21 protein-coding genes are annotated in these 18887 nt (G+C 56.5%); 8 read left to right on the top strand and 13 right to left on the bottom strand.

Annotated elements, in window-relative coordinates:
* Positions 1 to 141 precede the first annotated feature (141 nt).
* Complete coding sequence (locus DUD43_RS11675) at positions 142 to 1083, top strand: LysR family transcriptional regulator (RefSeq protein ID WP_153230420.1); 942 nt, start codon at positions 142 to 144, stop codon at positions 1081 to 1083.
* Positions 1080 to 1838, top strand: coding sequence for a LamB/YcsF family protein (locus tag DUD43_RS11670; protein ID WP_153230419.1), 759 nt, complete (start codon positions 1080 to 1082; stop codon positions 1836 to 1838). The genes DUD43_RS11675 and DUD43_RS11670 overlap by 4 nt, the downstream gene beginning before the upstream one ends.
* Here the strand turns inward: DUD43_RS11670 and DUD43_RS11665 are convergent, their stop codons facing one another.
* The 3 genes from DUD43_RS11665 to DUD43_RS11655 all read right to left on the bottom strand — a co-directional run bounded on the left by DUD43_RS11665 (position 1839) and on the right by DUD43_RS11655 (position 4143).
* Complete coding sequence (locus DUD43_RS11665; RefSeq protein WP_153230418.1) at positions 1839 to 2027, bottom strand: DUF3008 family protein; 189 nt, start codon at positions 2025 to 2027, stop codon at positions 1839 to 1841.
* Positions 2028 to 2147: 120 nt separating this feature from the next.
* On the bottom strand, positions 2148 to 3350 hold the full coding sequence (locus tag DUD43_RS11660; protein ID WP_153230417.1) for a benzoate/H(+) symporter BenE family transporter: 1203 nt from the start codon (positions 3348 to 3350) through the stop codon (positions 2148 to 2150).
* Between the two features lie 28 nt (positions 3351 to 3378).
* A complete protein-coding gene (locus DUD43_RS11655; RefSeq protein WP_153230416.1) occupies positions 3379 to 4143 on the bottom strand; it encodes an AraC family transcriptional regulator in 765 nt (254 codons plus the stop codon).
* A 96-nt stretch (positions 4144 to 4239) separates the two neighbouring features.
* Between DUD43_RS11655 and DUD43_RS11650 the strand changes: the two genes are divergently transcribed.
* Positions 4240 to 5460 (top strand): MFS transporter, encoded by a 1221-nt coding sequence (locus tag DUD43_RS11650; RefSeq protein ID WP_153230415.1) that lies wholly within the window; start codon positions 4240 to 4242, stop codon positions 5458 to 5460.
* 186 nt (positions 5461 to 5646) lie between these two features.
* On the opposite strand, the gene DUD43_RS11645 is transcribed toward DUD43_RS11650, so the two are convergent.
* Entirely contained in the window at positions 5647 to 6819 is a 1173-nt protein-coding gene (locus DUD43_RS11645) for an MFS transporter (protein ID WP_153230414.1), read from the bottom strand.
* 1190 nt (positions 6820 to 8009) lie between these two features.
* Here DUD43_RS11645 and DUD43_RS11640 point away from each other — a divergent pair.
* Positions 8010 to 8798: a deaminated glutathione amidase gene (locus DUD43_RS11640; protein ID WP_026483468.1), complete on the top strand. Its 789-nt coding sequence runs from the start codon at positions 8010 to 8012 to the stop codon at positions 8796 to 8798.
* Between the two features lie 11 nt (positions 8799 to 8809).
* On the opposite strand, the gene alkB is transcribed toward DUD43_RS11640, so the two are convergent.
* On the bottom strand, positions 8810 to 9457 hold the full coding sequence (gene alkB / locus DUD43_RS11635) for a DNA oxidative demethylase AlkB (protein WP_153230413.1): 648 nt from the start codon (positions 9455 to 9457) through the stop codon (positions 8810 to 8812).
* Between the two features lie 79 nt (positions 9458 to 9536).
* Here alkB and DUD43_RS11630 point away from each other — a divergent pair, with 79 nt between their 5' ends.
* Positions 9537 to 10403, top strand: coding sequence for a pirin family protein (locus tag DUD43_RS11630; RefSeq protein WP_153230412.1), 867 nt, complete (start codon positions 9537 to 9539; stop codon positions 10401 to 10403).
* Between the two features lie 346 nt (positions 10404 to 10749).
* On the opposite strand, the gene DUD43_RS11625 is transcribed toward DUD43_RS11630, so the two are convergent.
* From DUD43_RS11625 to DUD43_RS11615, 3 genes are all read right to left on the bottom strand, one after another.
* Positions 10750 to 11457, bottom strand: coding sequence for a glutathione binding-like protein (locus DUD43_RS11625; RefSeq protein ID WP_153230411.1), 708 nt, complete (start codon positions 11455 to 11457; stop codon positions 10750 to 10752).
* A gap of 99 nt (positions 11458 to 11556) precedes the next feature.
* Positions 11557 to 11781, bottom strand: coding sequence for a DUF3820 family protein (locus DUD43_RS11620; protein ID WP_094197028.1), 225 nt, complete (start codon positions 11779 to 11781; stop codon positions 11557 to 11559).
* A 6-nt stretch (positions 11782 to 11787) separates the two neighbouring features.
* Entirely contained in the window at positions 11788 to 12450 is a 663-nt protein-coding gene (locus tag DUD43_RS11615; RefSeq protein ID WP_153230410.1) for a dienelactone hydrolase family protein, read from the bottom strand.
* Between the two features lie 146 nt (positions 12451 to 12596).
* Between DUD43_RS11615 and DUD43_RS11610 the strand changes: the two genes are divergently transcribed.
* The gene (locus DUD43_RS11610; protein WP_228125778.1) at positions 12597 to 12839 is read left to right on the top strand and encodes a hypothetical protein; all 243 of its coding nucleotides are present in this window, start codon (positions 12597 to 12599) and stop codon (positions 12837 to 12839) included.
* Between the two features lie 59 nt (positions 12840 to 12898).
* Here DUD43_RS11610 and DUD43_RS11605 read toward each other — a convergent pair whose 3' ends face one another.
* On the bottom strand, positions 12899 to 13441 hold the full coding sequence (locus DUD43_RS11605) for a GNAT family N-acetyltransferase (RefSeq protein ID WP_153230409.1): 543 nt from the start codon (positions 13439 to 13441) through the stop codon (positions 12899 to 12901).
* Positions 13438 to 14043 carry a helix-turn-helix domain-containing protein gene (locus DUD43_RS11600; protein WP_153230408.1) on the bottom strand — a complete coding sequence of 202 codons (606 nt, stop codon included), beginning with the start codon at positions 14041 to 14043 and terminating at the stop codon, positions 13438 to 13440. Before DUD43_RS11600 ends, DUD43_RS11605 begins: the two co-directional genes overlap by 4 nt.
* Before the next feature lie 193 nt (positions 14044 to 14236).
* Between DUD43_RS11600 and DUD43_RS11595 the strand changes: the two genes are divergently transcribed.
* Both DUD43_RS11595 and DUD43_RS11590 read left to right on the top strand, forming a co-directional pair.
* Positions 14237 to 14806 carry a TetR/AcrR family transcriptional regulator gene (locus DUD43_RS11595; RefSeq protein WP_153230407.1) on the top strand — a complete coding sequence of 190 codons (570 nt, stop codon included), beginning with the start codon at positions 14237 to 14239 and terminating at the stop codon, positions 14804 to 14806.
* A gap of 27 nt (positions 14807 to 14833) precedes the next feature.
* Entirely contained in the window at positions 14834 to 15742 is a 909-nt protein-coding gene (locus DUD43_RS11590; protein WP_153230406.1) for a DMT family transporter, read from the top strand.
* 88 nt (positions 15743 to 15830) lie between these two features.
* On the opposite strand, the gene DUD43_RS11585 is transcribed toward DUD43_RS11590, so the two are convergent.
* The 3 genes from DUD43_RS11585 to phnX are packed head-to-tail and all read right to left on the bottom strand — an operon-like array spanning position 15831 to position 18886.
* The gene (locus DUD43_RS11585) at positions 15831 to 16961 is read right to left on the bottom strand and encodes a TIGR03364 family FAD-dependent oxidoreductase (RefSeq protein ID WP_153230405.1); all 1131 of its coding nucleotides are present in this window, start codon (positions 16959 to 16961) and stop codon (positions 15831 to 15833) included.
* Positions 16961 to 17980, bottom strand: coding sequence for a putative 2-aminoethylphosphonate ABC transporter substrate-binding protein (locus DUD43_RS11580; RefSeq protein ID WP_153230404.1), 1020 nt, complete (start codon positions 17978 to 17980; stop codon positions 16961 to 16963). Before DUD43_RS11580 ends, DUD43_RS11585 begins: the two co-directional genes overlap by 1 nt.
* Positions 17981 to 18019: 39 nt before the next feature.
* Positions 18020 to 18886, bottom strand: a complete 867-nt coding sequence (phnX, locus tag DUD43_RS11575) for a phosphonoacetaldehyde hydrolase (protein WP_153230403.1) — start codon at positions 18884 to 18886, stop codon at positions 18020 to 18022.
* Between the last annotated feature and the right edge of the window lies 1 nt (position 18887).

Genomic DNA, 18887 nt, shown 5'->3' with positions numbered 1-18887 from the left:
TCTCACTCGACTGGTTTTTTACGGATCGAAGATAGCATTTGCTTAGGACGCGAACATTCGCTTGGAATGATGTTCACTATATAGGCGTATGAGTGTCTACACGGATCAACGGCGCGGGCCAGCGCTTGTATTATTTAGACCATGCCAAAATTACGAGAACAACTAGACCTACATTTGCTGCGGGTGTTGCAGTCGCTGCTCAAGGAGCACAGCGTCTCGCGTACGGCTATCCGCTTGGGCATGTCCCAGCCAGCCGTCAGCAATGCCTTGCGGCGCTTGCGCGAAATCACGGGCGATCCGATTTTGTTGCGCGGTAAAAAGGGAATGGTGCCTACCGAGCGTGGCCCTTTTTTGCTGGCACATGCCACGGAAGCCCTGCAAGCTATCGAGCGAATTTCTGCCGCGGCAGAGCCCATGGATCCCAGTCAGTCTACCCGGGTTTTCAATCTGGGCGCACCGGATTATCTGGATGGAGCCTTCATCCCGGATATTGCGGAGCGGGTGCGTCGTCAGGCGCCGCAGGCCCGGCTGGTGGTCCATACCATCAACCCGGACCTGGACTATGTGCAGGCCCTGGAAGAGGGCGAACTGGACGTGGTGATCGGCAACTGGCTGGAGCCCCCGGAAAAGCTGCATCTGGCGCGCCTGTTTGATGACGAGGTGGTCTGTATGCTGGGCCGTCATCATCCGCTGGCACAGCGCGGGCTGTCCTTGCAGCATTATCTGGAAATGCCGCATCTGGCCCCTTCAGCCCACGTGACGGACAAACGCGGCTTTATTGACGGTTGTCTGGCCGAGCAGGGCATCAGCCGTCAGGTACAGATGGTGGTGCCGTATTTCGGCCTGGTGCCGGGTATTTTGAGTCGCACGGACATGGTGTTTACCACTAACCGCCAGTTTGCCGAGTACTATGCCCGCATTCTGCCGATTACGGTTCTGCCTTGCCCGGTTCATTTTCCACTGATGCGTTTTTACCAGCTGTGGCATCCGCGCACGCATAATGCGGCAGAGCTGCTGTGGTTCCGGCGTTGTATTGCCCAGGCCGCTGGCAGGTTGGATGGATTATCAGAGGGAACTCCATGAGCTTGAGTATTGATTTGAACTGCGACATGGGCGAGAGTTTTGGCCCCTGGGTCATGGGCCATGACGAGCAGGTGATTCCGTGGGTGACGTCGGTGAATATCGCCTGTGGTTTTCATGCCGGAGATCCGGGCACCATGCGCCAGACGGTGGCTTTGGCACTGAAACATGGCGTGAAGCTGGGTGCCCACCCCGGTTTGCCCGATCTGGCTGGTTTTGGCCGTCGGGTGATGGCGGTGACCCCCGAGCAGGTCTATGACATGGTGGTGGTGCAGGTGGGGGCCTTGGCTGCCGTTGCCCGCACGCAGGGTGCCGCCCTGCATCACGTCAAGGCACATGGTGCTCTCTACAATATGGCCGCCCGCGATGCGACACTGGCAAAAGCCATTGCCCAGGCGGTGGCCGATATTGATCGCAGTCTGATTCTGTATGCGCTGGCAGGCAGTGTTCAGGTGCAGGCCGGTCGTGATGCAGGTCTGACGGTGGCCCAAGAGGTGTTTGCCGACCGCAGCTATCAGGACGATGGCAGTCTGACTCCGCGTCAGCAGGCCGGGGCCATGATTACTGATGCCGATCAGTCCGTGAAGCAAGTAATGCAGATGATAGAGCAGGGCACCGTTACCAGTCTGTCGGGTAAAACGGTGCCTTTGTCGGCTGATACCTTGTGCCTGCATGGGGATCAGGCGGGCGCGGCCGAATTTGCGCAGCGTTTGCATCAAGCCTTTGAGCAAAGCGGCGTGCGCGTGCTGGCTGTCTGATCAGGTCTTGCGTTCAGGCAGGTTGCGGCGCGGCCTGTCGGTACTGGCCAGCTCTTCCAGTTCCCCTTCACTCAGGGTTTTATACATTTCTATGGACGCCCCTTTCAGGCTGGATGGGGGCGTTTCGCCCCGTTTCGCTGCCAGTGCCGCTCCGGCAGCTTTTTGTTGGGCTTGAGATAAAGCAGGCATGAAGCACCTCCGTGAAAGAAAAGTGGTCACGCCTTTAGTGTGCCAAATGAAAAAGACGGCAAAGCAAGCAAATGTGAGGCTTGTTTGCCGTCTTGAACAGACGTCGGGGGAATGGCGGGATCAGGACACTTTTCGTTTCTGAATCAGATACATAGCCATACCGAAAACCAGACCCCAGAAAGCGCTGCCGATATTGAGCAGGCTCATGCCCGAAGCGGTGGTCAGGAAGGTGACCAGAGCGGCGTCACGGGTATCAGGCGCTTCCAGCGCCATGTGAATGCTGTTGCCTATGGTGCCCAGCAAGGCCAGACCGGCAATGGCGGCGATCAGCTCGGTGGGGAAGGCCGCGAACAGGCTGACCACGGTGGCACCAAAAATACCGGCGGCAAAGTAGAAAATTCCGGCCCAGACACTGGCGCGGTAACGCTGACGTGGGTCTGCGTCCACTTCCGGGGTCATGCACAGGGCGGCGCTAATGGCGGCCAGATTGTAGGCATAGCCACCGAAGGGGCCAAAGATCAGGCCGACAATCCCGGTCCAGCTGATGACGGTGGAGTTGGGCGCATCGTAGTTATGCGCCTTCAACACTGCCACGCCCGGAATGTTCTGCGAGCTCATGGTGACGATGAAAAAGGGAATGCCCACACCAATCAGCGCTGTCCAGGAGAACTCGGGCCAGACCAGCACCGGCGTGGCGGGCGTCCAGCTCAGAATTTCCATTTTCAGCAAGCCTTGCGTGGCGGCAATCGTGACACCGGCGACCAGCGCCAGAGGCACGGCGTAGCGGGGCGACCATTGACGCACCACCAGGAACACAATGAACATGCTCAGGCATAGCAGCCATTGGGTCTGCATGGCACCAAACAGGTCCAGGCCAAAGCGCAGCAAGATGCCGCCCAGCATGGCACCGGCAATGCTGCGCGGCATGTACTGCATCAGCTTCTGAAAGCTGCCGCTAAGGCCACAGATAGTGGTCAGCAGGGATGAAAACAGGAAAATGCCCACGGCCTGGGACATGGGCAGGCCCACCAGACCCGTGGCCAGCAGCGCCGCGCCGGGTGTGGACCAGGCGGTCAGAATCGGAATCTTGTAGCGCAGCGACAGGCCTGCGGACAGCAGACCCAGACCAATACCCAAAGACCACATCCAGGAGCCCAGCTCGGCGGTGTTGGCACCGGCTGCTTGAGCGGCTTGAAAAACAATGGCAGCAGAACTGGTATAGCCCACCAGCACGGCAATAAGCCCCGCCGACATGTGAGAAATCTGGAACCAACTCAATAAGCGCTGCAGATATCCGGGGCGGGACAGGTGTGTGGAAGACATGGATGCGTGTGGTGAGGGTAGTGGAAACTTAAGAAGAATGGGTCTGGCTTAAGTAACGGCTAGGGGTTTCGCCCAAAATAGATTTGAAAACGGTAATAAAGGCACTGATAGAGGTGTAACCCAATTCCCTGGCCGTGCTCTTTACGGACATTCCCGAACCCAGTTTTTGCAGGGCCAGCATAATCATGAATTGTTGCCGCCAGCGCCCGAAGCTCATCCCTGTGTGTTTTAGCATATGTCGGGCCAGGGTGCGCTCACTCATGGCCAGTTCTTTTGCCCAGTCGGCCATAGTGGGACGCGAGTCGGGTTGCTGCAGCATATGTTGCGCAATCGTTTGCAAAACTTTGTCCTCGGGCACGGGCACATGTAGCTGGCGTGTGGGCATCTGATTCAGGGTTTCCAGCAGCACCAGGGCCAGGCGGTGAGTTTGGCTGTTCGGCTCGTAATGGGGGTTCAGATCGCTTAAATGAATGATCATCTCGCGCACCATGGGGCTCAGGTCCAGGGTGCTGCAATGATCGGGCAGTTCATCAAGACCGGGCTGTATGTACAGGAAATGAATCAGGGCCTGATCGTCAGCGCGGGCACGGTGGCGGATACCCACCGGCACCCAGACGGCGCACAGCGGCGGCACCATCCAGTAGCCCTGGTCGGTTTGCAGAGTGACGGAGCCATATTGCGTCATGATCAGCTGTCCATTGGGATGGGTGTGCAATGGATTTTCGGTATTGCTGCCCATCGCCATCTTGATGCTGAAAATAGGCCCGCCTTGGGGATTGGAGCTAAAACTCATGCTTTGTCTGGTTTGAGGTATAAGTTGTCATAATATCCTGTTTGCGTCGGGGTCGAAACAGGATAGAGTAGGGTTTTCACCTACTGGCTACATTTCATGTCCCTCTCTCGACTCTCCTGGCTCTCCCACCCCTTGCTGGTGTTGATTGGCGTCTTGCTGATCGCTGGCAATCTGCGAGCCCCGATCACGGGTATCGCTCCCTTGCTGGAATTGATCCAGGCAGACCTGTCTCTGTCGTCTACACAGGCTGGTTTGCTGACTGCCATGCCCTTGTTCATTTTTGCGGTGATCTCCTTGCTGGCTTCCTCAATGGCGCGGGTGGTGGGGCTGTCCCGTTCCTTGTTTATTGCTTCCGTGCTGATCGCGGTGGGGGTGGTGGTACGTATCCTGGGCGGCACGACGGAGCTGTTTGCCGGTATCGGTTTGCTGGCCATCGGGATTGCGCTGGGTAATGTGCTCTTGCCGTCCTTGGTGAAACGCCATTTCCCCATGCGCATCAGCTTTGTGACATCGCTGTATGTCTTGTTCATGGGCCTGGTCGCGGCGTTCAACTCGGCGCTGGCGGTTCCTATGGCGGAGTGGACAGGTCAAAGCTGGCGCTGGTCGTCCCTGATTGTGGTGGGTGTGATGGCATTGGCCAGTGTAGTGGTGTGGGCGACACAGCTGGGTGCAGATCGACGTGCGGCGCAAAATACACCCGCTGGGGCGGCAAACAGCTCCTCGGTGTGGCGTTTGCCCCTGGCCTGGTATATCACCCTGTACATGGGCCTGAACTCGGTGGCGTACTACATGATTGCCAGCTGGTTGCCCGTGATGTTGGTGAACTATGGTTTTGAACCGGATCATGCAGGTCAGATTCACGGTTTGATGCAGTTGGCCACCGCCGTACCGGCCTTGCTGCTGATGCCTGTGCTGAGCCGTGTGCATGACCAACGTGCCGTGGCTTTGGCCGGTGCCTTGTTGCAGACCCTGACCTTTGTGGGCTTCCTGGTCCTGCCGTCCTGGTCCTTGTTGTGGGCGGTGCTGTTTGGTTTTGGGAGCGGTAGCGTTTTCCTGATTGCCTTGGCCTTGATTGGCGTGCGTTCTACGTCCACCTCGCAGGCCGCATCCCTGTCGGGTATGGCGCAGTGTATGGGCTATTTGTTGGCCGCTTTTGGGCCTCCCGCTATGGGTGGTTTGCATGACCTGTTCAATAGCTGGGGCTGGGCCTTGGGCTTGTGCATCCTGGTCAGCTTTGGAATGGGCTACGCCGGTTGGTTGGCCGCTTGTCCTGCAGTGGCAAGTAAAGCTTCAGCTGAACTGGTGAAAGCCAGCTAGTCGGACCTCCGGGAGAGGGCAAAAAAAGCGGCCTGTGATTGAAATACCTTTAGGGGTATCCAATCACAGGCCGCTTTGTTTTTGGGGCGACTGGCAGGTTTCAGTGTGGCAAAGGCGATTCCTGTATTCGGGTTTTGTCGCCCATCGTGAAATTGCCGTTTCTGAGTCACCCGCCTTGAGAGCTGTTTACTCTTTGATGCGCAGCGAAATGGTGTGCAAGGCCAAGCCACCCAGAGCCAGCAAGGCCCCCACCCAGGCGGTCGAGGTCCAGCCCCAGCCAGCGGCAATCGTCAAACCACCCAGCCATGCACCTAGCGCATTGGCCATATTGAAAGCCGAGTGATTCAGCGCCGCAGCCAGCGTCTGGGCATCACCGGCCACGTCCATCAGGCGAATCTGCAAAGCGGGGCCCAAGGCTACCAAGGTGCCGATCAGCATGATGTTCAAGGGACCAAGAATGGGGTGATGAGCCGTGATCATGAACAGCAAGAGCACGCCCGTAGCCCAGATCAGGACCAGACGGATGCTGCGATCCAGATAGCGGTCGGCATACCGGGCGCCCAGCAAATTGCCCAGCACCATACCGACGCCAAACAAGGCCAGCACCACAGGGATGGCGCTGACCGACAGGCCAGCCAGTTCCATCAAGGTGGATTTCACATAGCTGAACACCGAGAACATGCCACCAAAACCAATCGCGCCTATGCCCAGCGTCAACCAGACTTGCTTGCGTTTCAGGGCGCTCAGTTCGCGCAAAGGGCTGGCCAGGGTATTGGCGGGAATGAAAGGCACAAAGCGCAGTACCAGCCCCATGGTCAACAAGGCGATCAGGCTGACGAAGGTAAAGGCGGCTTGCCAGTTCAGCCATTGCCCCAAGGTGGTGGCGATCGGTACACCCAGCAAGGTGGCGACGGTCAGACCCAGCATGACGTAGGCCACGGCCTGTGCGCGACGATGCGGCGGTACCAGACGGGCGGCTACCAGGGCGGCCACACCAAAGTAGGTGCCATGAGGGAAACCGGCCAGAAAGCGGGTGATCAATACCGTTTCATAGCTGGGGGCGATGACAGTCAGGAAATTGCCCACGGCATATGCGCCCATCAAGGCAATCAACAGGCGGCGCCAGGGCCAGCGTGCACCCAGCACGGCCAGTACCGGAGCGCCGATCACCACGCCTAAAGCGTAGGCACTGATCAAGTGGCCTGCAGTGGGAATGTCGATACCCAGATCCTGGGCGACATCGGGCAGCAAACCCATGATGACAAATTCGCCGGTGCCGATGGAAAAACCACCCACAGCCAAGGCCAGAATGGCCAGCAAAACCTGGCGGGGGGATAAGGAAGAGTGTGAGGAAGCCAAGATAAAAGCCTGAGAAACAAGAAGGGCGGTGTGTCCAACCCGTAAGAGGCCTTATTGTCGCGCAGTCATGGGGCAAGGCTCAAGATTTCTAAGGACGGAATAAGGTCATGTAACTGTAGGGAATTGAAGATCTTTTTTAAGTTTTTATTTCTTATTACGTCCTAGCACAAATTAATTTATTCATCTATAGCGTCAGCCCTAAACAACGTATGCAGATTTTTTTTAGTTTTTTATATAGAATCACGGTGTTGGGTGTTTTGTATCCAATCATTTTCCTGTGGTAGCTTTCCCCTGATTTTGCAAGAAATCGGGGGTTTTTTTTATTCTGATTATTTTGGATTTCAATCATTAGTGCATTGAAAGTCCAATGCCAAAGCGGCTTGCCAGCTTGATGGGCGGCCCTGTCGGGCGACGTGCAGTTGCAGAAGTAATTCTTGAATGGGTCAGTGCTGCTTAGCACCTGGCCCATTATTTTTGGCTCGCTTTTATCCTGTTTTGATTCGCTTTTTATTTAATCCTGATTCTGATTATTCAATTATGTCCGGTCATATTTAAGGTGGAATTCTACCCTTATAAATACTGGCTCAGTGCAGAGCAGTTTGGCAGGGTAAGGAAGTTGCTTTGCAAGTTTCATGTAATTTTGTCCGGCTTAATAAAAGAATCATTTTTGCCGATTTGTATATTGTTTGTGATATTGCAAATATAAAAGTTATTTATATCTCATTATCATATATCTGCTGATTAAGGCTGATCTTAAAACCCGAATTCAATTGAGTTTCGAGCTAATGGGGATAAATAGAATTGAACTGCCCAGACAAAATAGACAGCTCAAATTGATTGTGTTGATGCTTGGGTTTGCCGCTATGCAGATGGCGCTTTGTTTCAAAGATTGATCGCTTAATTGCCGGTCTGTTGGGGTGGAAATATCCTTTGATTTGATTCAGATGTTTAGTGTGGTTAAACGCATTCAAGGTATTGACCTGATTAAAATTTATTTTTTAATTGCAGTTTGTGTCCGAATTTTTACATGATGGGAAGCGGGGAAATCAGAAGCTCATCTGTTGGGGCTACACGACGACGGCGGTTTTACATCTGACCGCCTGGCGATCAGTTTTCTGCTCTATTTCCTGGCTGGCCACGGCAGGCGGCTGCGTTAGAATCGCTTAGGCAGCATCGCAAAGGAGGTGGTCATGAAAGTTGCACTGGGCCAGATGGCCGTATCCAAAGATTCGCAGGAAAACCTGAGCGCTTGCCTGGGTTTGATCGAACAAGCCCTACGCTCCGGCGCGCAGTTACTGGTTTTGCCTGAAGGTGTGCTGGCCAGAAACGTGGCCGACCCGGAAGTGGTCCTGAAGTCCGCGCAAGCCCTGGACGGGGAGTTTGTCAGCCGCCTGAGCGCTGCCACCCGCGATACCGATTTAACCGTGGTGTTCTGCATTCATACCCCGGCAGGGGAAGGCAAGGTCTGGAATACCTTGGTGGTGCTGCGTGATGGCCAGGTTCTGGCGCATTACAACAAACTCCATTTGTACGATGCCTTCTCGGTACAAGAATCCCGCTATGTTCAGCCGGGTACAGAAATCCCGGCCTTGATCGATGTGGCCGGTTTCAAAGTGGGCTTGATGACTTGCTACGATCTGCGCTTCCCGGAGCTGGCTCGACGCTTGTGCGTGGATGGGGCTCAAGTCCTGCTGGCACCTTCGGCCTGGCTGAAAGGCCCCTTGAAAGAGCACCATTGGCGTGTGCTGACGACGGCTCGCGCTTTGGAAAACACGGCTTATATGGTGGCTGTTGGTGAATGTGGCGAACGCAATATCGGCCAAAGTCTGGTGGTCGATCCCTTGGGCGTGATTGTGGCGCAGGCGGCAGAGACACCCACTTTGCTTTTGGTCGATCTGGATCGGGAGCGTTTGGCCTATGCCCGCCGCATTCTGCCCGTACTGGAAAACCGCCGCTTTGCGCCGCCCGAACTGGGCTGATCACAGGGGCTTTAGCCTGCTTTTCTGAAGGTCAGATTGACCCGGCCTGTGCCCCATCGCGGATGGGCCGGGCCCTCCAGTCTGCGCACCCCATGGAAGTTCAGTCTGGAGGTGCCCCACCAGACCAGCACATCGCCATCGCGCAGTCGCAGGGTACGCACCGGGTCATTGCGCTTTGCGCCACCCCATAGAAACAGGGCCTCACGTCCCAGAGATACCGAGACAATCGGGTGCTGCAAGTCGCGCTCGTTTCTGTCCTGATGCAAGGACATATGCGCCTGCTCGTCGTAGTAATTGATCAGGCAGGTATCGGGCTGAAAAGGGCCTTGGCCTGACTCCTGGGCAATGTGCGTCAGCAAGTCCTTGAATACAGCAGGTATGGCCGGCCAGGCCAAACCGCTTTGCGGGTCTGTGGGGCTGTAACGGTAGCCTTGCTCGTCCGATATCCACCCCAGGTCGCCACAACTGCTTTGTGCGGCCGACATGCGATGTCCTGAGGGAACCTGCATATGTCGCCAAGGTGCGCTGTGCACCAGTTCCTGGACCGCCTGTGCCAAGGCAGCGGCGTAAGGCAGGGCCAGACCCGGCAGGGCAATCAGGCCGGTATCCAGAGTCAGGACATGGCCGGGAACGGGATCAAAGAGGGAGAGCGTGGACATGCGCGGTAGGGCGAACAAATCAGGGACCAGAGTATAGTAATCGGGATTGTATTTTTGCGACTTTCCAGAAGAGGTGTCTATGGTCGAGCTGCTTATTCCACAACGTCAGCACAGCATTGGTGCATTTGAAGTAGGGCGCGTTTTGCCCTTTCGCCAACGGCGTATGGTGGGGCCTTTTATCTTCTTTGATCGCATGGGGCCGCAAGAGCTGACGGCACCCGTAGGGACAGAGAACGATGTGCTGCCACACCCGCATATCGGCCTGTCTACCGTGACCTATTTGTTTGAAGGCGCCATGACGCACCGCGACAGCCTGGGCGTAGAGCAGGAGATTACGCCTGGCGCGCTGAACTGGATGACTGCCGGTTCAGGGATCAGCCACTCCGAGCGCTTTGAGCCTATGCGTACCCAAGGTGGCCGCATGGATGGCATTCAGGCCTGGGTGGCCTTGCCGGAACACAAGGAAGAGCAGAACCCGGACTTTGTGCATTACGAGGCCGAGCAACTGCCCTTGATTCAGGACACGGGCCTGGAAGGTCGCCTGATTGCCGGCTCGGCGCTGGGTTTATGCAGTCCCGTCAGCGTGGATTCCCCCTTGTTTTATATGGAACTGCGCGTGCAAGCGGGTCAGTCTGTCCCCTTGCCAACCGGCCATGAAGAACGCGCCATTTATGTCTGTACGGGCGGGCTGGAAGTAGGCGGTCAACGCTATCCAGCCGGTCAGATGCTGGTCTTCGCGAAAGGCGACAGCCCCCGTATCCTTGCCGAACAAAACAGCCACTTGATGCTGCTGGGTGGCGAGCCTTTGGGACCACGTCATATCTGGTGGAATTTCGTGTCCTCGCGCAAGGACCGCATCGAACAGGCCAAGGATGATTGGGTCAACGGTCGTATCAGCTTGCCACCGCTGGATGATGATCAGTTCATCCCTTTGCCTGCGGTGTAATTCCTGCCTACGACTGTAGAGGTGTTTGGCCTTGCACCTGGAAAGTGGCAAGAAGCCAAAAGAGTAGCAGCAGGGGCGCCAAATCGTACACACAAAAAAAAGCCCTGGAAAGAATCCAGGGCTTTGAAGGCTTGCTCATCAGGCTGGTGGATTTGCCTGTATCCGCTCTATGAGCAGACTGGTTTTTTGATTGATGAGCAAGCCAGGCAAACGGAATAATACCGCTTGCGCAGGATGTTTAGGAGGCCAATTGTACGGACTGGCGCCTAGCGAAACAAACAAGACCAGTTTGATAGCAGGGCTATTGCAAATTGGCTTATAAGCATTGATTGGCGCTGCTTATCTATCAATCACGGGCAGGAATGTTCAGGCCGCGTTGTACCGCCGGGCGGGCCTGGAATTGGGCCAGAACACGGGCCACGCTCTTGAATTGCTCGTACTCCACCAGCTCGCCTGCGCCGTAAAAACCGATCAGGTTGGCAATCCAGGGGAACAGGGCAATATCAGCGATGGAGTAGCTGTTGCCGACCATCCAGTCCTTGCCGTCCAGATGTTTGTCGATCACACCCAGCAGGCGCTTGGATTCGTTGACATAGCGGTCGCGAGGCCGCTTGTCTTCAAAGTCCTTGCCAGCAAATTTATGGAAGAAACCCAACTGACCAAACATGGGGCCTACGCCACCCATCTGGAACATCAGCCATTGCAGGGTTTCGTAGCGTTGAGCTGGATCCGCGGAGAGCAGTTGGCCGGTTTTTTCTGCCAGATAGATCAGGATGGCACCGGACTCGAACAGGGCCAGTGGCTTGTTGCCAGGGCCATTGGGGTCCAGAATCGCCGGGATCTTGTTATTGCTGCTGAGCGAAATAAATTCCGGGCTGAGCTGGTCGTTGCGCTCAAAGCTGACCAGGTGCGGCTCGTAAGGCAGGCCAATTTCTTCCAGCATGATGGAAACCTTGACGCCGTTGGGGGTGGGCAAGGAATACAGTTGCAGGCGCTCGGGGTGTTGAGCCGGCCATTTGCTGGTGATGGGGAATGCGGAGAGATCGATTGTCATGACGTCCTTCACAATGGGGTGTAGAGGAAGTCTTGATAGTAGCAAGCCGTACGGTGACATACTGTCGCAGCCCGCTCCCCAGTAAGGTATTTGTTCCGGTTAGCGACCGCGCGGGCGCAAGGGGTCCAGCAAGGATTTCAGGCCGTTGTGATCCAGCTCGTGCATCAGGGCCAGTAGCTGCCCCAGCCGCCCGGAAGGAAAGCCTTCGCGGGCAAACCAGTTCAGATAATGCCCTGGCAGGTCGGCCAGCAAGCGACCTTTGTACTTCCCGTAAGGCATGGTGGTGTTCAACAGGGCAAGCAGGTCGTCGCTGGATTCAAGCATGGGGGCTTAACGTAGATGGTCGGCAAAGAACGCTAGTGTACGTTCCTGAGCCAGCTTGTAGGACGCTTCGTGAAAATCGGGGCGATGATCGCAGCCGAAACCATGACCGGCAGGTTCGTACACGTAAATGGCTACGTCCTTCTGTGCGTCTTTAATGGTCTGAATGGCGCTGGCGGGGATAGAGTGGTCCTGGGCACCAAAGTGCATCTGCACCGGAATCCTGGGCTGTTCCTGGGCGTTCTGGGCAATCTGCGAACCATACCAGCAGCTGGCGGCTTTCAGGCCCTGCAAACGGCAGGCGGCCAGCCAGCTCAAGGAGCCACCCCAGCAATAGCCCACAATGCCAATCTTGCGCGAACCCAGGGCATCCACGCAGGCTTGAATGTCCAGCAGGGTCTTGTCGAGCGCAATGCCATTGCGCAGCGCCAGACCCGCTTGCACGTCCTCGGCGGTGTAGCCCAGCTGGACATTTCTCTCTTGGCGGTCGAACAGGGCGGGGGACAGCACTCGGTAGCCTTGCTCGGCAAAGCGCTCGCAGGTGTTGCGTATATGTTGATTCACACCAAAAATTTCCTGCAACACGATCAAGCCGCGTTCGGCCTGTTCATCGCCTGCGGCATAGGCCTCGAAATGGTGCTGGTCTGCGCTGGTCAAGCTCATCGTGCTCATGGCGGGTCCTTTAGCTGCAAAACAATAATTCTCTCTTATAACAGTCGCCAATGCTGGGAGGCCAGCCTCGGGACGTTTACAATCCACCCAGAATGGCGAGTATCTTGACCACTTGCCCAAGCCCCTCCTACTTCAATGGAATAATGATGCGTGACGTGCTAATGGACAGTCTGTTCTGGACGATTGTGATGCCCTGGTTCTTGTTTTTAGGGCTGTTTCTTGTTCCCAAGCGACCCTCTTGGTTGCGAAGCTACGCCTTTCCTGGCGTGTTCATTGCGGTAGGCCTGGGGCTGGTGGCGGCTGTGGCAGTGGGTGTGGGTATTTTCAGTATTGTGCTGGGCTTGATTGCCTTTGCCGTGTGCTACGAAAAGCAGAAAGCCAGCGCCTGAATCCGGGGCAAACGCCTGGACAAAAACCATCGCAGGCCGCGATGGTTTTTTTATGGGTTTCAGCCGTCTACCGGCTCGGCAGGCGTATCCAGCGTCAGCAGGTAAAAGGCTGCATCCAGCCAGCGGCCAAATTTGAAGCCTACTTCCTTGAAAGTGCCCGAATGCGTAAAGCCCAGGCTTTTATGCAAGTGGATACTGCCTGCATTGCTGGCATCAATACAGCCCACCAGGGTATGCACATTGGCCAGACGGGCGCGGGTGATCAGCTCCTGCATCAGAATCTTGCCCAACCCTTTGCCGCGATGTTCCGGGTGCACATACACGCTGTGCTCTACGGTGTATTTGTAGGCGGGAAAGGCGCGGAAGCTGCCCCAACTGGCAAAACCCATCAGTGTGCCTGAGTCATCAATGACGCCGACCACCGGAAAGCCGTTGGCGCGTTTGGTGGCAAACCAGCTCACCATGGCTTCGGGCGGGCGTGGCACATAGTCGTAAAGCGCGGTGGAATTCACGATGGCGTCGTTCAGGATCGCCAAAATAGCGGCTGCATGTTGTTCTTCATTGCAGTCTATAAAACGCAACCCGCTGTCACTGTCTTTCATTGATCCCTTCCTGTCATGGGGTAGGCCAGGGTCTCATCGCCAATCGCGACGAGGTATTTGGCGGCCTGGCTGTGTGGATTGCTAAAGCTCATGGGCAGATAAAAACGCAGGGCCAGACAATCCCCGCTTTTCAGCGAGTATTGCTGCGAGCCGTGGGTGATTTCTATTTGCCCTTGCAGAACCCAGATCTGCTGCTCCAGCGGATGTTTGCGGCCATTGGCTTCATAGGTGACGCTGCTGCCCGCTGGAAAATGGATTTCGGCCAGATGCAGACTGCTGGGCCAATTGGGAGGGGACAGGGTGCGCCGGATATAGCCGGATTCCGGGTCTCTCCACAGGGCCTGATCGGCACGACGTATCAGCGGGTTTTGCTTGTCTGCCGTTTCTTCGGACTCGAACAGGGCGGCCATTGATACACCCAAACCGGCCGCCAGCTTTTCCAGAATAACGGCCGTGGGGTTGGCCTCGGCGCGTTCAATCAAGGAAATCATGGAGCGGCTGACGCCACTTTTGCTGGCCAGGGAATCAATGGTTTCCGGGCGTAGCTGACGCAGCTCGCGTACGCGTTTGGCAATGCGGGTATTGATATCGTCGGTGCTCATGGGTGGCAGCTCTGGTCTATCTTGTGGCGTATTTTATTCCACTATATTGGATTTTTTGTGGAAAATTTCCAGTAATAAAAAGGCGGCATTTCCCTTTGTCTTTGGGTTTTTCTTAATTATCTACCTACTACTAGGTAGGGTAAAAAGAGATTTCGTAAAACCAATGGCCCTCTTGCTAGCCGAGGAACAAGAAATGTCTTCATTGCCCACCCGTGAAACCTTGCTGCAAGCGGCGCAGTCCTTGCTGCGCTCCAAAGGCTATGCGGCGTTCAGCTATGCCGATCTGGAGCGGGTGGTGGGTATACGCAAGGCCAGTATTCACCATCATTTCGCGACCAAAGAGGATTTGGGTTTGGCGGTGGTGGAAGCGTATATGGCGCAGGTGCAGGCCAGCCTGCAAGAGATCAGCCAGATATCGGGCAGCACGGCTCAGCGGCTGCAGGCTTTTGTTGTCCTGTTCAGCCAGGGCCAGGAGGAGGGGTTCTTGCCTTTGTGTGGTGCATTGGCCGCCGAACTGGCTTCTTTGCCGGCCAGCTTGCAACTGCTGGCGCAGCATTTTCTTGAGTTGCAGCGCCGCTGGTTAAAGCAGGTTCTGGACGATGGTGTGCAGGCAGGGGAGGTCCTGGCCGATCTGGATACCGAAGCTACGGCTCACCATCTGCTTTGTCAGATGGAAGGGGCGGGTTTTGTGAACTGGACTTTGGACAAGAGCAGGCAGGTGGATGTGGCTGTCTTGCTGAGGATTGCCGGTATACGCCCATAGAAAAACGCAGGGCCGGAAGAGACAAACATGCCAGACACCCAAAAAATAGAACAAGCTGCAAAACACCAAGCTGCACATCAAACGGATCAGGTCTCTTATGTAGCGCTGTTTCTGCTGACCAGCCTGACCTTGCTGGCCTTTGCGGCGAACTCCTTGCTGACGCGCATGGCGTTCCAGACAACGCAGATTGATGCGGCCTCTTTTACCGCGATCCGAATATCCACCGGGGCGATCGCGCTGTTTCTGATCAGTCTGCTGCAATCTCAAAAACTGCGGTTTTCAGCTTTGGGTGGTGTGTCCGCCATTTTGCTGTTTATCTATGCCCTGGCATTTTCCTTTGCCTATCGCAGCATCAGTACCGGCACAGGCGCCTTGATCCTGTTTGCCGCTGCACAACTATTGATGATTTCCTATGGCCTGTTTCGTGGCGAGCGAACCAGTGTGCTGGGCTTGCTGATGGCCTTGGGCGGGCTGGTTTTCTTTCTGGCTCCGGGGGCCTCGGCCCCGCCTTGGGGCGCTGCCTTGTTGATGGCGATTTCCGGTTTGGCCTGGGGCGGGTTTTCCTTATTGGGCAAAGCCAGTGAATCCCCGGTAGCTGGAACGGCCAGCAGCTTCTTGCTGGCGGTGCCCCTGTCTTTGCTGACGCTTTGGCTGCATCAAGGGGAGCTGCAAGTGGATCCCTTGGGTGTGCTGTACGCCGCTTTGTCGGGTAGTCTGGCTTCGGGCATAGGCTATGCCATCTGGTATTGGGTGCGGCTGCGCATGTCAGCAATTACGGCTGCGTCGGTGCAACTGTCCGTGCCAGTCTTGAGTGCCGTTCTTGGCCTGCTGATTCTGGATGAGCAGATCAGTTTGAAAAGTGCGCTGGCGGCCTTGCTGGTTCTGGGCGGGATTGCCGTGGTGATTCTGACGTCCAGACGCAAGCCCCAGGAATAGAAAAACGCGCAGCACGGGCTGCGCGTTTTTTCGTCCTTACTGCCTTGGCAAAAACGGATCCGTTTGCCTGGCCATCAGGGCCCAGCAATCAGTCGTAGCGAGCGGCGATATTGCGTTCACCAATGGCCAGACCAGTAGTCATCCCCAGGCCGGTGTGCATGACTATCACTTGCGTACTGCCATCTGCCTGCAAGACAGAAAATGGAGCCGGTCCTTTCGCACCGTATACCCCTTGCCAGCGTTGCAGAACGTCCACTGGGCAACCCAGCACCGTTTCTGCCAGAGCCAGCAAGTACTGGTCTGTTTCTTCCTGATTGAAAGGGCTGGCTTGCTGACCGTAGTCGTGCGAGTCCCCAATAATCAGATCGCCGTCCGGGGTAGGGCTGATCAGCAAATGAATGCCTTGATCCAGCAGGGCTCCGTGACGTTGCTGTACTTGCTCGCGCAGCGTGTCTGCCAGAGGCAGATCGCTGAAGGCACCGTAGTGCAGGCAGGACAAGCCCGTCAGCAAAGGTCGATCCAAGGCCCAGCCCGAGTCCTGCGCACGTACTTTCAGCATTTGCAGACGTGTCACCGACGGTTTGACGGTATCCAGCAGTTCGCGATGCAGGCTGCTGTAGTCATGACCGGGGCACACAAAAATGCTGTTGGCCGTGAAATTGCCCACGCTGCTTTGTACCTGGCCTTCCTGTGCATAGTGCACATGCGCTTGGGTGTACACATCCACGCCCATGGCTTGCAGGCTGCTGGTAATGGCGGGCAGGGCGTCGCGCGAGTAAATCTGCAAATCATCCAGACCTTGCAGCGCGCCGTGGTGATGTCCCAAACGGCCTTCAAACAGCGTCGCCAGTTCCTTGCCGCTCAACATCTGGCAGGCTACGCCTTCATCCTTGGCACGACCTTGCGCAAAGTCTTCCAGCAGCTCCAGTTCCAGATAATTGCGTGCCAGCACCAGCGAACCATTGCTGCGCACATGAAAGCCCGCCTGGGCGGCCAGATCCAACCACAGGTCACGGCTTTGGCGAGCCAGATCCATCATGATGCCCGGCGCCTGACCGGTCACCAGTACCTGACCAAAATTACGTATGGTGGCGCCTTGGGCCTGGTGGCTGCGTTCCAGCACAGCCACGCTGAGCTTGCGGCGGGCAGCCGCCCAGGCATGTGCCATGCCCAGGATGCCGCCCCCCACCACGATGACATCGTAGTGTTGTGTGCTCATTACTTCTTGGCTTCCGATTTGCCGTCGTAACGCTTGGTCCACTCTTCGATGATGCGCTCGCGGTTTTCAGCGGCCCACACGAAGTTGTTGTCGATCAGACGCTGGTTCAGGTCTGCGGGCAGGTGTGGGTTGGCCGTGGCGATGGAAGGAATGGCCAGCACGGCAAAGTTGGTCTTGTACAGGTGGTTGGCTTCTTCGCTGGCGGAGAAGTCAGCCAGTTTCTGTGCAGCTTCCAGGTTCTTGGTGCCCTTCATGATGGCAGCGGCTTCAATTTCCCAGCCCAGGCCTTCTTTGGGGAACACCAGTTCCAGCGGAGCACCTTCTTCTTTCAGGCGAGCGCCACGGTAGTCAAAGGACACGCCAATCGTGTATTCGCCAGCAGCAGCCATATTGCAAGGCTTGGAACCGGAGTGGGTGTAGGCACCAATGTTCTTGTGCAGACCGTCCATGAAGGCCCAGCCCTTGTCTTCACCAAACAGTTGCAGCCAAGCGCTCACGTCCAGAAAGCCGGTACCCGAAGAAGCGGGGTTGGGCATGACGATCTTGCCAGCGTACTCGGGCTTGGTCAGATCTTCCCAGGAAGTGGGCATGGGCAGCTTGTTCTTTTCCAGCTCAACGGTGTTCACGCACAGGGCAGCGGCAAAACCGTCCATGCCAACCCAGCTAGGTGGGTTGTTTTGATCGCGCATCTTGGCATCGATCTTGTCCAGGCCCTGGGGGGCGTAGGGTTGCAGCATGTTCTGGCTGGCCATCAGGCCCAGCGAGGAACCGGCCAGACCCCAGACAGCGTCAGCCTTGGGGTTGTTCTTTTCAGCCAGCAGCTTGGCGGTAATGATGCCGGTGGAGTCACGCACCCACTGGATCTTGATATCGGGATTTTTTTTCTCGAAAGCAGCCTGGTAAGCTTTGAGCTGATCGGCTTCCAGCGCCGTGTAGACGGTCAGGGTCGTAGCGGCTTGTGCCAGGGAAGCGGCGCCCATCAAAGCGGCAGCCAAGGAGCTCAGAACAATGGTTTTCATGGAGAAGTGTCCTTGTGACAGCAAAAGGGGGGTGGGGGGTTAGAGGGAATCGCTAGGGCATTCGCCCTGGGCCATCCGCTCGGTGATTTGTTCAATCACGGCAGGCAGTTGGGCAACGGTGTCGATCAGGTAATGCGGCAGGGCATGGTCAAAGGTGGCCGCGGCGCGATCGCGCAGGGTTTGGCGGCTTTCTTCGTCCAGAGCCAGAAACTCCAGTTCGGTCAGACCGGCGGCATTGCCCGACAGCAGCAAACCGACCGTCCACATACCGGCATTGCGGCCTTCTTCAATGCCGACCGGGGTGTCGTCAATCTTCACGCAGGCACCGACATTCTTGATTTCCAGACGAATGACGTTTTCCAGGGCCATGGCAGGCCAAGGGCGCGCTTGCGGGACTTCGTCAAACGCAACGTGGTAGTCCACAAACACTTGCTGGCGGTGGGCGTGTTGCAGCAGGTTGTCCAGCACCAAGCGTGGGTAGCCCGAGCAGGAGCCGATTTTCAGGCCCTGACGGCGTGCCCAGGACAGGGTTTCGCGGGCGCCGGGAATGGCAGCGGAGAACTCGCCCACGCGCTCGTTTTGCATGGGCAGGAAGGTGTTGTAGATACGGTCTACATCGCTGTCATCGGGCTCACGGTTGTGCAGGGCCATGAACTGGGCATGCACTTCGGGCAGTTCCAGCATGGCCTTGATGTGATCCCATTTGCCGATGCCCATCGCGCTGCGGGCCTGGTCCAGATTCAGGTTCAGGTCAAAGCACTTGAAGGCTTCAACCAGAATCTGGGTGGGGGCAAAGGATCCAAAGTCCACCAGGGTGCCGGCCCAGTCAAAAATCAGGGCTTCAAGGCGAGGAGCCTGGGAGGAGGGCGTATCAAGCGACGTATTCGCGCAAGTTGGGGATGGCATT

The organism is Alcaligenes faecalis (genome assembly GCF_009497775.1).
GTDB classification, from domain to species: domain Bacteria; phylum Pseudomonadota; class Gammaproteobacteria; order Burkholderiales; family Burkholderiaceae_B; genus Alcaligenes; species Alcaligenes faecalis_D.
The sequence above is the reverse complement of the archived record's forward strand: the minus strand, read 5'-3'. Positions and strand labels throughout refer to the sequence as shown.